We start from the raw sequence: 13,538 nt of genomic DNA, 5'->3' as shown, positions 1-13,538 counted from the left end.
GATCAAGATATAGATAACATGCAGAATATAATTGCAGAGATATAATAGATTGTTTTTAAAAAAGTTTTCATTTCTTATCCTATATTTTTTATTTGATCTTTATAAAGATAACAAAAAATATATAATATCAAAAAAAATATTATATTTATATATAGAAATTTATAATATAAAGGAGTATAAAATGAAAGCATTAATTATTACAGACAATTTATTTGAAGATTCAGAATTGTTTTATCCATATTTCAGACTTATAGAAGAGGGCATTGATGTTGATATAGCGGCTTTAAACAAAGGAGAGATTAAAGGAGAATATTTTTTCAAAGTAGAAGCAAAATTAAATTTCTCAGAGGTTGATCCTTCAAATTATAAAGCATTAATAATACCCGGAGGAAGAGCACCTGAAGCTATAAGAGGTAATGACGATGTAAAAAGAATCATAAAATATTTCGTTGATAATAACCTCACTATAGGTGCAATATGCCATGGACAGCAGACTTTGATATCAGCTAAAGTTTTGGAAGGCAAAGATGCTACATGCTATATAAGTATAAAAGATGATTTGATAAATGCTAAAGCTAATTATAAAGATGAAAAAGTAGTGGTATGCGGTAATATTGTAACTTCAAGATGCCCAGACGATTTGCCTTATTTTGCTAAAGAGATAATAAAGAAATTGAAATAATATTTTTATATTATAAATAAACCTCATGCTTAAAAAACATGAGGTTTTTTATAATAATTATTTTACTCTGGCTCCTTTTCCTCTTATTTTCATTTTTGTAGAAAAACCTGTTTTTACTATTTCATATCTAGGCATAATAATAAAATCATAATTTGTATCTTTTAAAGCCTCAGCTATTAACTGCTCTTTTAAAGTTTCATCTTTTGAATTATAAGGAAGTTCTGCAGTTAAAACTTCTCCCACTTCAATATCATCTCCTGTAAGCTGCAAACTTTGTGGAATACTTTCAACTGTTGCTATAGTAGAACAGCCCACCACGGCAAATATTGATATTATAATAACACCGATTATTTTTTTCATTTTTTCCCCATTTTTTATTTAACTAAAATGTTATTTATACTTTAAGTTATTTTTTTTGATTAGGATTTAATTGTTTTCCTCTATTACCTTGATTTTTATCATAAGTAATATTAGTTCCTTTGCTGCCTTTATTGGCATTGCTTATGTCTGCTTCATGATTATTTCTTTTATTACTCATATTTTACTCCTTTAAATTGTAATAATGTTTATTTAAGAATATGATTAAGTATACTAAAGAATATAAAAAATGCATTTGAAGTATGTAGTTTTTTAAATACCTCAATAAAATATATAAAAAACATCATACTATTTAAGCATGATGTTTTTATTGATTAATCTTTAATTAAAAAAAAGCTATTTTTATTGTCTTTTTAAAGTACCAGAACCGCATTAAAAGAATAAGGCATTATTAATAAATATATCCTCATACTTTTGACATCTCTAAAATCAAGATTTTTTAATTCATTTAAAAGTTTATAGTCTTTTTTATTTTCTTCTGCTGAGCGGTATAAATACATTAAAGATGAAAGCAAAGAATCAAGTATATCTTTGTAGCTTTTTAACGTATAAGGATTAAAAAAGTACATGCTCTCTGCTATATAGAAAAATGTATTTATATCATCTATAATAGAATCTATATTATGCATTTTTTTATTGCCGTACTCTTTACTTTTTATATTAGAAAATACAATATCTTCTCCATTTTCAACAATATCATAATCAGTTCTAAACCTTATAAATGAGCATAAAAATTTGAGAAAATCATAATTATTTAGAATTAAACTAACATAATGATGTCCCTAATTTAAAATGGATTTGAATTTATTTTCATTTTCAAAATAATTTTCTATGTCTTCCGAAAGACACTATTAATTTTTGTAATTTTTTTTAAAAAATCATTCCGCACGCAGAGCAGTATTAAAAATATAATATTTCACTTATAAATTAAAACTTTGTTAATAATTAAAAATATTCTAACCGTGCGGTTGTATGCATGAAATACCTAATAAAAACTTGGGTGGGTGCTGAAATTTCAGATTAAGCTATAAAGATAGTTAATATGAAAAATCAAAATATATTTATAAGGAATAAAGGGTGGGGTATGTAATAAAAGTTTTAAAAATTAATTACATCTGCCCGCCCACTAAATTTTTAGTATTATTTTGCAATTTCTGTATTATTTTTCTTTTCTGCTTTAATTTGTTATTTTTATTTCCTGCCCAATATTTTTTTAAATTTATTGTTTTTTATTACCGCACTTAGAATTAATTTAATTCTTCTTATTTAATTTGTTATTTAAATTTCATTTTATTATTAAAAATTTATAACAGTGCTTTAAATAAATTAAAAATTTAACTGATGATTTATTTGTATGTATAAACACAATCTTAAATGTATGGAAGTATAAATATATTTTAGGAATTTGACAAAAAATATAAAACATATATAATACCAAATATTAGAATAATCTAACATTTAAAGAGGCTATATTATGAATATTAATTTAAATGGAGTATCTGAGACTTTATTAATTACACTATGGGCGAAAGCAGAAGAAAGTAAAAGAGAAGATTCAATCATCAAAGATTATAAATCTATAGAAATATTAAAAGAAATAAATTATGATTTTTCAAAGTTTAAAAATTCTAATGGAACTCAAGTAGGAACCTGTGTAAGAACAAAAATAATAGATGATATAATGATATAATAAAAGATATTATTGAAAAAAGTGCAACAGAATTTTTTACCATTATAAATTTAGGAGCAGGTCTTGATACAAGAGTAAGCAGATTTATAAAAGATAATATTTATTGGTATGATATAGATTTTGAAGATGTTATTTTTTTAAGAAGACAATTTTTTAAAGAACTTGAAAATAATAAAAATTATGAATGCATATCATCATCTATACTAGATTATAGGTGGATAAAAAATATTAAAGTAAGAGGTACTATTATAATAATATCTGAGGGTGTATTGATGTATATAGAAGAAAGTTATATAAAAGAATTAATTGAAAAACTATCTGCCAATTTTATTAACTGTCATTTTATATTTGATACTATACCTACAATTTCAGCTAAAAATACAAAACTTCATGAAACTGTAAAAGAAACAAATGCGGTATTTAGATGGGGATTAGATATACCATCTGATATAGAAAAATTAAGCAGTCATATAAGATTTATAAACAGTTACAATTATTCTGATTATTTTAAAAATAGATGGGGATTCATAGGAATATTAAGACATTTACCTTTTGTAAAAAAGATTATAAATTTTAATACTCTTCATATAAGACTTGTTTAAAATATTTATGTATTTATAGTTATAAATGTATGAATGTCTATAGTAATAGTAATTTATTTTTAATAATATATATTAGATTTTTAGTATATGTATTTAAATATTTTTTATTTATTTTAAAAAATTAATTACATTTGCCCACCCACTAAATTTTTAGTATTATTTTGTAATTTCTGTATTATTTTTCTTTTCTGCTTTAATCTGTTATTTTTATTGCCCGCCCAAGTTTTGATTAGATTTTGAATCTTTATAACGCACGAAGAATTCATCTTTTAACATAGTAAAAATTAAATTTCTATTATAATTATGTTTTAAATTTATTCACCGTGCGGTTGATAGATTATATATAAAAAAGTTTAAATATTTTTTAGATTTTTAAATTTATTGTTTTTATTAGCAAGCATTAAATATTATTATAAAAGATTATTTTAAAGAGTAAAACAATACGATTGACTTTTCATTAAAAATAATTTAGAATGTGCAATATTAATTAAGGGGATATAGCTCAGCTTGGGAGAGCATCACAATGGCATTGTGAGGGTCGTGGGTTCGAGCCCCATTATCTCCAATTTCTAATAGTAAAGTTATAATAATAGTAAAAATGAAAAAGTACAAACATTATAATTATATGCTTGTACTTTTATATGTTTATTACAAAGTTAATCTCTCCATTTTTTAGTTATATTTCCTTCAAAATCTACAACTATTTTTCTTCTGCTTTTAAACTCTATGCTATAATCTTTTCTATTTTTTTGTATATTCACAACTTTTTCATCAGGGAATTCTTTTTTGATTGAATTTTTAACTTTATCTTCTATATAAGCTATAGGTATCTCTTCACCACCTCCGCTTACACTTCTCCATTCGCCATAAGAATTAACAAATATTTTAAGCCCACCTTTGAATATCAAAGTATAAGAACCGCCCAATTCAGTTGCTCTGTACAAATAATAATCAGAGAAATATTTATCAGCAAAAGCTATAGCCTCATCAGGCACTTCGCTTAAAGCTACAGAACCACCGTATGCATATATTGATAATATAGATAAGGTTAAGATTGTATATATTATTCTTTTTAGAATTCTTTTCATTTTCATAGAAGACCTCCTTAAATTATTATTTAATATTATATATTATAAGGAAAATACTACAAGTTATTAGAATTTCACATTTCCTGCAATATAATATCTTCCGTCTGTAGAACCTTGGAAACCAACATTAAATTCAGCAGGACCTGCTTTAAATTTACCAAATATAGCATATTCTAAATATAACTTAGCATTTTTATCTTTTATATGAACCATCTCTCTCAAAGCAATGTTTAGCATATACCATTCAAATCCCTGCTCTAAACGGACATAATGAGCATCATTTTCTCTCCAAGTATATTCAGCAATAGCATTAAGCCAAATAGTTTCATTCATAAGCGGGAATCTAAATGTTGCAGAAGCCTGAACCAATGATTCAAATAAACTTATATGATAATTCTGAGGCTCTATTCTGTTTTCATGTTCGTATAGGAATCTAAACTCAATATTAGGTATATTAAATCTGAATAAAAAAGCCTTAGGTATACTGTGTCTGAAATCTCCTTGAGAATAAGCTATCTCATAATGATTTCCTATAAATCCAACTCTGATACCTGGACCGTTTAATACTTGAGGTATATAATAATCAGGTGTATCAATATTTGCAGGATTCAATGTAGTATCATAATAATGCGGCATAAGCATAAAAGTAGTAGTATTAATATCAAAAGTAGCTCTTCCTCTGGCTGATACTAGTATTCTATCAATAAATATAGCCTGTACTCCTCCGTCATAAAGTCCTGCATTTCCTTTTATGTATGGATATTGTATATCTGGGTTATGAGTATCAAAATATCCGAATGCTGTTATAAATCCTGTAAATTGTATATATTCATTATGAAATGTCTGTCCAATAGTAGCAAAAGTATCTCTCAAATTAAAAGTATTGGTATGAGCAGCATAAGAAAAAGCAGCAGTTAAATGAAATTCTATAGGGTATTTTTGAAAGAAACTTAAATTTGTATCATTAGGATTTGGAAGTTTTCTTTTATAATCATCTCTAAAGTAATCAGGTTTTATATATTGCGGAAGTTCATTATTTCCTTCTCTTCCGATAAACATATCGAATGCATTTGGAAGTTCTGGCATTATTGCATTTGTATATTTTTCCTGAGCATTTAATAAATAAGGCAGCAGTAAGAATGTAATAGAGGTTATTACTATTTTTATATAGTTTTTCATAAATAATCCTAAGATGAAAATATCAGCTATGATAATTTAAATTATACAAAAAGTAAAGAATTTCGTAAATAAATTTCATAGCTGATAATAAAATAAATATTAATCCATTTTAAAGAAAGTCATAATACTTTTTAAGTTTTCTGACTGTTCTAATAATTCTTTTGCATAATTTGCAGTTTCATCAACTAAAGCAGCATTTTGCTGAGTTATTCCATCTATTTTAGATACCGCTACATTTACCTGATCTACACCTGTCTGCTGTTCTACTGCTGTTGTACTTATCTCCTGCATTATTTTTGCTGTTCCATCTATTTTTGATTGTATATCATTGAATATAGATTGTGATTCTCTTGCAGTTTCAGCTGATTTATTAATTTTTTCATATATATTTTCTATAAGCAATGTTATGTCTTTAGCAGATGACTGTGAATTTTGAGCCAAGTTTCTTACCTCAGAAGCTACAACAGCAAAACCTCTTCCCTGATCTCCAGCCCTAGCTGCCTCTACGGAAGCATTTAAAGCAAGTATATTAGTCTGAAAAGCTATATCTTCTATTGTCTTAGTAATGCTTTTTATTTTTTCGCTTGATTCATAAACTTCTTCTATGTTTCTAGTAGTTTCAGAAATTACTCCCGCTCCGTTTTCTACAGCCTTTTTAGAAGCTATCATCATATCATTTCCTTCCACAGAGTGCGAAGCAGAAGATTTTATAGTAGAAGCCATTTGCTCTATAGCGGAAGCAGTTTCTTCTAAACTAGATGCCTGAGCTTCTGTTCTAGCTGATAAATCATCGCTGCCATTTGTAAGATTCAAAGCGGCATTATTTATTTTTTCTGAAGTTTCATTAACTTCATTAATTATTTTTGATAAAGCATTTCTCATATCTTTAAAAGAGTATGCTATATCACCAATTTCATTATACTTATTAAACTTGAATTGTCTCAGTATAAACTTACCTTTAGACATCTCTTTAGCTTCTTCTACAAGAACTTTCAAAGGACTCATAATATTTTTTATATATAAGAATCCTATAATAGAACTCAATATTATTCCTATGACTCCTATCATAATTCCAATCTTTAATATTTTACTGCTTTGCTGTTCGATAAAACTCAAAGGCATAGAAAAAGCTACATGCCAAGGCTGATTTTTAATGCTTGTATATAGGCAAACTTTAGTCATACCGTCATTTTGGAATTCCAATTTTCCTTCAGTATTATTAACAATCGTTTTTACTTCAGCAGGAGCAAGTTTACCAACCTCACTAGGTACATTATGCATTACAAGTAAAGTATCTTTATTAAATACCCATAATCTTATCCAATGAGTAAGAACTTCGCCTGCAGTTGAAGATACTTCATCTATAACTTTCTGCCAATCTAATACTACCAGCAATGCTCCCAAATATGTATTATCAGTTCTTGAAGTTATTGGTGAAATTATAGCGGTAATCCACTTTCCGTCAGTTGTCTTATATATAGAGTCAGATAGAGTAGGTTTTTTAACAGCATCATATTTTCTCCAAAGATCCTGATAGAGCTGATTTACATTTTTTCCTACATCAGTATTATCTCCGTTTGAGTTATTTAGTATTGTACCGTCTTTTTCTACTAGTGCTAAACTTTTTACATACGGATTTTTAGCAGACATTAGCTTTAATACAGTAAGCATATTAGCTTCGCCTTCAGTATCTCTATTTTGCATATAATTTATAACAAATGTAAAAGATGAATATGTGTCCGATAATATTAATTGATTTTCAACTAAAGAGTCGAAAAAAGTTGCATATCCCTTTATTGTAGTTGCAAATCCGTCATAAGAGGCTTTATCTATAGCCTTTTTTGACATTTGTACCAAAGTAGATATTGAGACAATTAAAAGAACCGCTATAAATGTATTAACTACTATTGGTATTTGAACATTTAAACTATTGAACTTCTTTTTCATAAATATACCCCAAAAAATTATTTATAAAATTAATTTTTTATATAAAAATTTAATAGTATTCTTGGATAAGGCTCAATTCTTATTACTAATAGTGAAATTAATTATTATACTACATATAGTATAGTAATTAAAACATAGTATGTCAAATGTTTTATTAATCATACATTTGTTTATTAAGTTTTATAGAAATAGAACATACTTTTTTAAATAAAAATATACACATGATTTATTAAAATAATGATAATTAGTTTGACTTTTATCTTATTTATAGTACAATATATAAACATTGACAGTATATTAATTTAATAAAATTTTAGTATGCTTTTAATGTTTATTCCCAAAATCTCATTTTAATTAAATAAAGGAGAAGAAAATCGTGAAACTCCCAAAAGTCAATGATTTAGGCTTTTTCGAGATTCGTCTCGAAAGTATAGGCGGAATGGGTGCTAATAGTGCCGGTAAAATGCTTGCAGAAGTAGGCGTTTTATCACAAGGATTCTATGGTGCTGCATTCTCTAGTTATGGTTCAGAAAAAAAAGGTTCTCCAGTAAAATCTTTCGTAAGATTTTCTGAGAATGAAGTTAGAGTAAACTCTACAGTAGAAGAACCGCATGTTGTGGCAGTGTTCCACATGAATCTTCTTAAAAATCCTCTAACATTAGCAGGTGTTAAAGAAGATGCTATCGTTATTTTCAATACTAATAAAACTCCAGATGAAGCAAGAGACTTTGCTAAACTTCATGGCGGTAAAGTAGTTTGTGTTGATGCTATAAAAATCGCTAATGATTTAAAACTTCCTTCACAAGCAGCTAATACTATCATCATGGGTGCTATGGTTAATCAGCTTGATTTCATAGATTCAGCTAAATTTGAAGAGCAAATTAGAAAACAATTCGGCGGTAAAAAAGCTGAATTAGTAGAACCTAATATTGAAGCTTTCAGAAAAGGCGGAAGCGAATCTGTAGTTAAAGATTTCCCTGCAGACGGAAAATATCCTTATATACCTTATAAAAAACCAGAACCTGTATACGGTAAAAATAACCAATTAACAGGCGGTTATATAAGTGCAGCTGGTAACTCTACTTTAAAAGATTTACAAGTAACACGTACCGGTCATATTCCTGTATTCAATCCTAAAAACTGTATTGATTGTGCTCAATGTGAATTAGTTTGTCCAGATCTTTGTGTTGTTTGGGAAAAAGGTCCAGACAGAAAAGATCCTAATAAAATCGCTATGAACATGATGGGTATTGATTATCAATATTGTAAAGGCTGTTTGAAATGCGTTAGAGCTTGCCCTAAAGGACCTTATGCTCCTAAAGCTTTAGCTAAAGAAGATCAAGCTTTAAGAATAGAAGTAGAAGCAGAATGTAATGTTCCAGAACTTACATACAGTCGTTATAATAAATAATAAGGAGCGAATAAATGGCTAACAAATATAATCTTGCTGAACAAGAAAATATACTTGAAAGTGGTAATGAATTAGCAGCCATTGCAGCCGCTCAAATCAATTATCACGTTATGGGTTATTACCCAATTACTCCTTCTACTCAGATTGCTGAGTATTTGGATGAAATGAAAGCTAATGGAAGACATACTGTTTGCATGATCCCTGGTGATGGTGAACATGGTGCAGCTGGTATATGTTATGGTGCTACTACTGCAGGCGGTAGAGTATTCAATGCTACTTCTGCTAACGGTCTTCTTTATGCTATGGAACAATTACCTGTACAATCAGGTACTAGATTCCCTATGGTATTAAATGTTGTAAACAGAACAGTTTCTGGTCCATTAGATATTAAATGTGACCAATCTGACATAATGATGGCTCTTAACACTGGTTGGATTATCATTATGGCTCATACTACTCAGATGGTTTATGACTTCAATATCTTTGCTTTAAAAATCGCTGAAAGAGCTAAATTACCTATTATAGTTTCTTCTGACGGTTTCTTTACTTCTCACCAAAAGAAAAAAATTCACCTTTTCAAAAATGATAAAGATGTTCAAGACTTCTTAGGTACTTATACTCCTGAAGTTACTTCTATTGAACCAGGAAAAAATCCTGTTACAATAGGACCTTACATGAACGAAGATGAATTAACAGGAAGTAAATTACAACTTTCTCAGGCTTTAGAAGATTCTCGTGCTATTATATTAGATGTATTTGAAGAGTTTGCTTCTTTCTCTGGAAGAAAATACTCTCCTATAGAAACTTATAATATGGAAGATGCAGATGTAGCTGTAATGATCTGCGGATCTGCTTATGAAACTCTTACTTTAGCTGTTGATGAAATGAAAAAAGCTAATCCTAGTCTTAAAATAGGTGCTTTTGCTATTACTCAAATTCGTCCTTTCCCTGAAAAAGAATTACAAAAATTACTTACTAATGTTAAAGTTGTAGTAGTAGGTGATAGACAAGATACTTATTCTGGTATGGGCGGTAACATGTCTACTGAAATCAGAGCTGCTCTTAAAAATGATCCTAATAATAAAACTTCTATTATAGATAGAGTATTTGGTCTTGGCGGTACTGAGTTTACTTTAGAAAAAGCTAAAGAATTGTTTGATTTAGGTTTACAAGAATTAGCTAATCCTGGTTCTGTTGTAAAACACTCTTACTTAGAACAATATATGGGTGATCCTAATGTTCAAATGAAACCTATACATGAACCTCTTACTTTGGAAAGCCAAAAATCTGGTATCGTTGTTACTATGAATGAACAGACTCATAAACTTGATGTTAAAGTTCCGCCTCTTAGAGAATTAACTGGTAAAGCTTATCGTTATGCTCAAGGTCATGGTGCTTGTAACGGCTGCGGTATATTCTCTGGTATTAATACTTTCTTAAAAGGTATTGAAGGTGAAGTTGTTCTTTTAGTACATACAGGCTGTTCTATGGTTGTTACTACAGGTTATCCTTACAGCTCTTACAGAACTACTTATGTTCACAACTTATTCCAAAACGGTGCTGCTACTCTTTCTGGTATCGTAGAAATGTATCATGAGAGAAAAAGAAGAGGTGAAATCGAAGGACCAGAAGATCCTACTTTCATAATGATTACTGGTGACGGCGGTCATGACATAGGTATGGGACCTTCTATTGGTGCTGCTATTAGAAATCACAAAATGATTATATTAGAGTACGATAATGAAGGATATATGAACACTGGTAACCAATTATCTTTCTCTACTCCTATAGGACACAGAACTTCTACTTCTAATGTTGGTAAAGCTGAAGTGGGTAAACAATTCAATCACAAAGATGTAGCTCAAATATTTGCTGGATGTCATATCCCTTATGTTGCTACTGGATGTGAGGCTTATCCATTAGATTTGGTTAAAAAAGCTGCTAAAGCTCAATGGTACGCTAATCATCATGGTACTGCTTTTGTTAAACTTCTTATTGCTTGTCCATTAAACTGGAAATCTCCTGATGATATGGGTAAAGATGTTATTAAAGCTGCTGTTGACTGCTGTTTCTTCCCATTGTATGAATCTGAACATGGTATTACTACTATTACTAATATGGTAGCTGATGATAAAAAACAGCCTGTTAGCGAATGGCTTAAAATGATGGGTAAAACTAAACACCTTCTTAAACACCCAGACCTTCTTGAAGCATTCCAAAAAGAAGTTGATAGAAGATGGTATCGCTTAAAAGCTATGCATGAAAGTCCTCTTCTATAATAGTTAAAAGCTAGAAATAGAATAAGATTATATATGATAACGGTTGTTAATCTTTAAGGTTAGCAGCCGTTATTTTTTATCTTTTTATATTCCAATCATTGACAAAGTATTATTATATGATAAAATTTTTTATAAAATATTAATAATAAAATGTATTAAAAGTAATTATGTCTGAAAATATTAAATATCCAACTCTATATGTAAAAAATTTTGCGAAAATCAAAGAAGCTAAAATTGAATTATCTCCGTTTACTTTATTTATAGGTGATAACAATAGCGGAAAAAGTTATTTAATGACTTTAGTTTATGGGTTAATAAAATATACAGCAATAATAATTAATATAATATTTAAAGATAAGAAAAATGTTGAAGAATTATATGAATATAAAAAAGCAAAATCTATTATAGAAAATTATATTAAGAATTTAGATTTTGATAAAGAAGTTGAATTGCCATTTGAGGAAATAGAAATTTTTATAGAATTATTCAATTTACTTTTAAATAAATATTCTAATGAAGTAATAAATTATATATTTAATTCTGATAATGAAATAAAATTAGAAAATATAAAATTAGTATTTAATAATAATAAAATAAAATTTGTATTTGAAAAATCTAAAAAAATTCAGAACAATAAAGAAATTAATGAGTTTTATATACATGTACAAATACAAAATAATGTCAAATATGGAGTAGGATTTGAGCTTAATAATGATGATATTAATTATAATATGATAATTATTGGAATAATTAATTTTATAATAAATAATTATTTTTATAATGGTCTTATTCCATTTATTTTTAGTAATAGGGAAACATTTTTACCTGTATCAAGAACTGGTTTTTTATTATCAAGAAATGATATATCTGCTTCTGCAAGAGCTTCAAAGTATGATAGATATGCTGAAAAAAATAATCAGTATTTATCAAGACCTATTATGGACTTTTTAGATAATTTTGATGAATTATCAAAACAAAAAAACGATATTGAACATATGACAAAAAAGTTATATTTAATGTTAGATTTCATTGAGAAAAATATGCTCTTTGGTAAGATAATGATAAATGAAGAAACTAAGAATATATATTATAAACCTGATAATACAGAATTAGAGTTTCAAATGTATTTATCATCGGCTGTTGTAACAGAATTGACACCTTTATATTTATTTTTGAAATATGGATTTATAAAAAGAAAATTACTTATGGAAGAGCCTGAAATATCTCTGCATCCAAAGCTGCAGCAGCAATTAACTAGGCTTTTCATAAAGTTAATTAATTCTGGCATTAATGTAATGATAACTACTCATAGCGATATTATTATTCAGCATATAAATAATATGATTAAATTAAATAATAACAAAGAAGATGTGAAAAAAGAATTGATGGAAAAATATAATTATGATGAAGATGATTTAATTTCAGAAGATAAAGTGAGAATGTATCAGTTTGATGTAAAAGAAGATGGATTTACTGAAATAACAGAAATAAAAGGAAGTAAATACGGATTTCAAGCTCCTACCTTTCATAAATATTTAATGCAGTCATCAGAAGAATTTGAGGATTTTATTGAAGATTTGGACGATTAAAATATGATAGAGCTATACAAAAAAATAGAAGAGCTAAAGAAATATTATAATGATTTTTTTAATTTTGATATTGTAGATAGTAGGAAGTTTATTTATAATGAAAATATTGATAATATTGATGTAAGATATAATATTAATATTCCTTATAATGAATGTATTTTAATAAAAAATATTGAAGGAGATAATAAATTTAATCATTTATCATTTAGAAAATCATCGGATATTATTTTAATTTCTAAAAATATCAATGGATATAAACTAGATATAATAGAGATGAAATCTGCTATAACAGATAATAATATTAATAAATTAGCATATCAGTTAATAAATGGATATTTAAGAATAATGACAGTATTATCTCCATTACATTTAGATATTAATAAAATAGATTTATATGTTTCTTTTTATGATGACAGTAGTTTAACTAAAAATCTTTCAACACTTATTACTCCAAAGCAAAAACGGATGAAGTATGATATTGATAATTGGAAACAAAGTCAAATATATTAAAAAAATACCATTCCAAATAATTTTTTTAACAGTAATAAACTTAATATAATTAAATTAAAATATAATGATTATAGAAAAAATAATTATGAAACTACTATAAATATTGACTATTAATTTTTTATTATATATATTGCTTTATAAATTTTATTATAGCATTTTTATATCTTTAATAGTAAAGTCATC

The 13,538-nt window shown here is 27.2% G+C and carries 13 protein-coding genes, 1 tRNA gene and 1 pseudogene; 9 read left to right on the top strand and 6 right to left on the bottom strand.

The genetic code is table 11. The features are described from left to right. The first annotated feature begins 181 nt into the window (after nt 1-181). A complete protein-coding gene (locus tag A966_RS00530) occupies nt 182-682 on the top strand; it encodes a type 1 glutamine amidotransferase domain-containing protein (protein ID WP_039955394.1) in 501 nt (166 codons plus the stop codon). 57 nt (nt 683-739) lie between these two features. Here the strand turns inward: A966_RS00530 and A966_RS00525 are convergent, their stop codons facing one another. From A966_RS00525 to A966_RS13670, 3 genes are all read right to left on the bottom strand, one after another. Further along, nucleotides 740-1,042, bottom strand: a complete 303-nt coding sequence (locus A966_RS00525; RefSeq protein WP_008721361.1) for a hypothetical protein — start codon at nt 1,040-1,042, stop codon at nt 740-742. A 46-nt stretch (nt 1,043-1,088) separates the two neighbouring features. Beyond that, a complete protein-coding gene (locus tag A966_RS13905) occupies nt 1,089-1,220 on the bottom strand; it encodes a hypothetical protein (RefSeq protein WP_008721359.1) in 132 nt (43 codons plus the stop codon). Nucleotides 1,221-1,413: 193 nt separating this feature from the next. Further along, nucleotides 1,414-1,689 (bottom strand): hypothetical protein, encoded by a 276-nt coding sequence (locus A966_RS13670; RefSeq protein WP_008721356.1) that lies wholly within the window; start codon nt 1,687-1,689, stop codon nt 1,414-1,416. An 845-nt stretch (nt 1,690-2,534) separates the two neighbouring features. On the opposite strand from A966_RS13670, the gene A966_RS13665 reads away from it, so the two are divergent. The 4 genes and pseudogenes from A966_RS13665 to A966_RS00510 all read left to right on the top strand — a co-directional run bounded on the left by A966_RS13665 (nt 2,535) and on the right by A966_RS00510 (nt 3,917). Continuing rightward, nucleotides 2,535-2,750 carry a hypothetical protein gene (locus A966_RS13665; RefSeq protein ID WP_008721355.1) on the top strand — a complete coding sequence of 72 codons (216 nt, stop codon included), beginning with the start codon at nt 2,535-2,537 and terminating at the stop codon, nt 2,748-2,750. Then, nucleotides 2,747-3,007 (top strand): annotated as a pseudogene (locus A966_RS13660) (class I SAM-dependent methyltransferase); the annotation flags it as partial. The gene A966_RS13665 and the pseudogene A966_RS13660, both read left to right, overlap by 4 nt. Nucleotides 3,008-3,022: 15 nt before the next feature. After that, nucleotides 3,023-3,352 carry a hypothetical protein gene (locus A966_RS13655; RefSeq protein WP_008721353.1) on the top strand — a complete coding sequence of 110 codons (330 nt, stop codon included), beginning with the start codon at nt 3,023-3,025 and terminating at the stop codon, nt 3,350-3,352. 491 nt (nt 3,353-3,843) lie between these two features. Beyond that, nucleotides 3,844-3,917 (top strand) — tRNA-Ala (locus A966_RS00510). 91 nt (nt 3,918-4,008) lie between these two features. On the opposite strand, the gene A966_RS00505 is transcribed toward A966_RS00510, so the two are convergent. The 3 genes from A966_RS00505 to A966_RS00495 form a co-directional block, all read right to left on the bottom strand. Beyond that, nucleotides 4,009-4,446, bottom strand: coding sequence for a PepSY-like domain-containing protein (locus tag A966_RS00505; protein WP_008721351.1), 438 nt, complete (start codon nt 4,444-4,446; stop codon nt 4,009-4,011). A 60-nt stretch (nt 4,447-4,506) separates the two neighbouring features. Beyond that, entirely contained in the window at nt 4,507-5,619 is a 1,113-nt protein-coding gene (locus A966_RS00500) for a hypothetical protein (RefSeq protein WP_008721348.1), read from the bottom strand. A 99-nt stretch (nt 5,620-5,718) separates the two neighbouring features. Next, nucleotides 5,719-7,566: a methyl-accepting chemotaxis protein gene (locus A966_RS00495; RefSeq protein ID WP_008721346.1), complete on the bottom strand. Its 1,848-nt coding sequence runs from the start codon at nt 7,564-7,566 to the stop codon at nt 5,719-5,721. A 376-nt stretch (nt 7,567-7,942) separates the two neighbouring features. On the opposite strand from A966_RS00495, the gene A966_RS00490 reads away from it, so the two are divergent. From A966_RS00490 to A966_RS00475, 4 genes are all read left to right on the top strand, one after another. Beyond that, entirely contained in the window at nt 7,943-8,977 is a 1,035-nt protein-coding gene (locus tag A966_RS00490) for a 2-oxoacid:acceptor oxidoreductase family protein (protein WP_008721345.1), read from the top strand. A 14-nt stretch (nt 8,978-8,991) separates the two neighbouring features. Further along, nucleotides 8,992-11,256 (top strand): thiamine pyrophosphate-dependent enzyme, encoded by a 2,265-nt coding sequence (locus A966_RS00485; RefSeq protein WP_008721343.1) that lies wholly within the window; start codon nt 8,992-8,994, stop codon nt 11,254-11,256. Nucleotides 11,257-11,423: 167 nt separating this feature from the next. Then, on the top strand, nt 11,424-12,845 hold the full coding sequence (locus A966_RS00480) for an AAA family ATPase (protein ID WP_008721340.1): 1,422 nt from the start codon (nt 11,424-11,426) through the stop codon (nt 12,843-12,845). 3 nt (nt 12,846-12,848) lie between these two features. Next, complete coding sequence (locus A966_RS00475; RefSeq protein WP_008721337.1) at nt 12,849-13,355, top strand: hypothetical protein; 507 nt, start codon at nt 12,849-12,851, stop codon at nt 13,353-13,355. The last annotated feature ends 183 nt before the right edge of the window (nt 13,356-13,538 follow it).

It is taken from the genome of Brachyspira hampsonii 30446 (assembly GCF_000316195.1).
GTDB classification, from domain to species: domain Bacteria; phylum Spirochaetota; class Brachyspiria; order Brachyspirales; family Brachyspiraceae; genus Brachyspira; species Brachyspira hampsonii_C.
The sequence above is the reverse complement of the archived record's forward strand: the minus strand, read 5'-3'. Positions and strand labels throughout refer to the sequence as shown.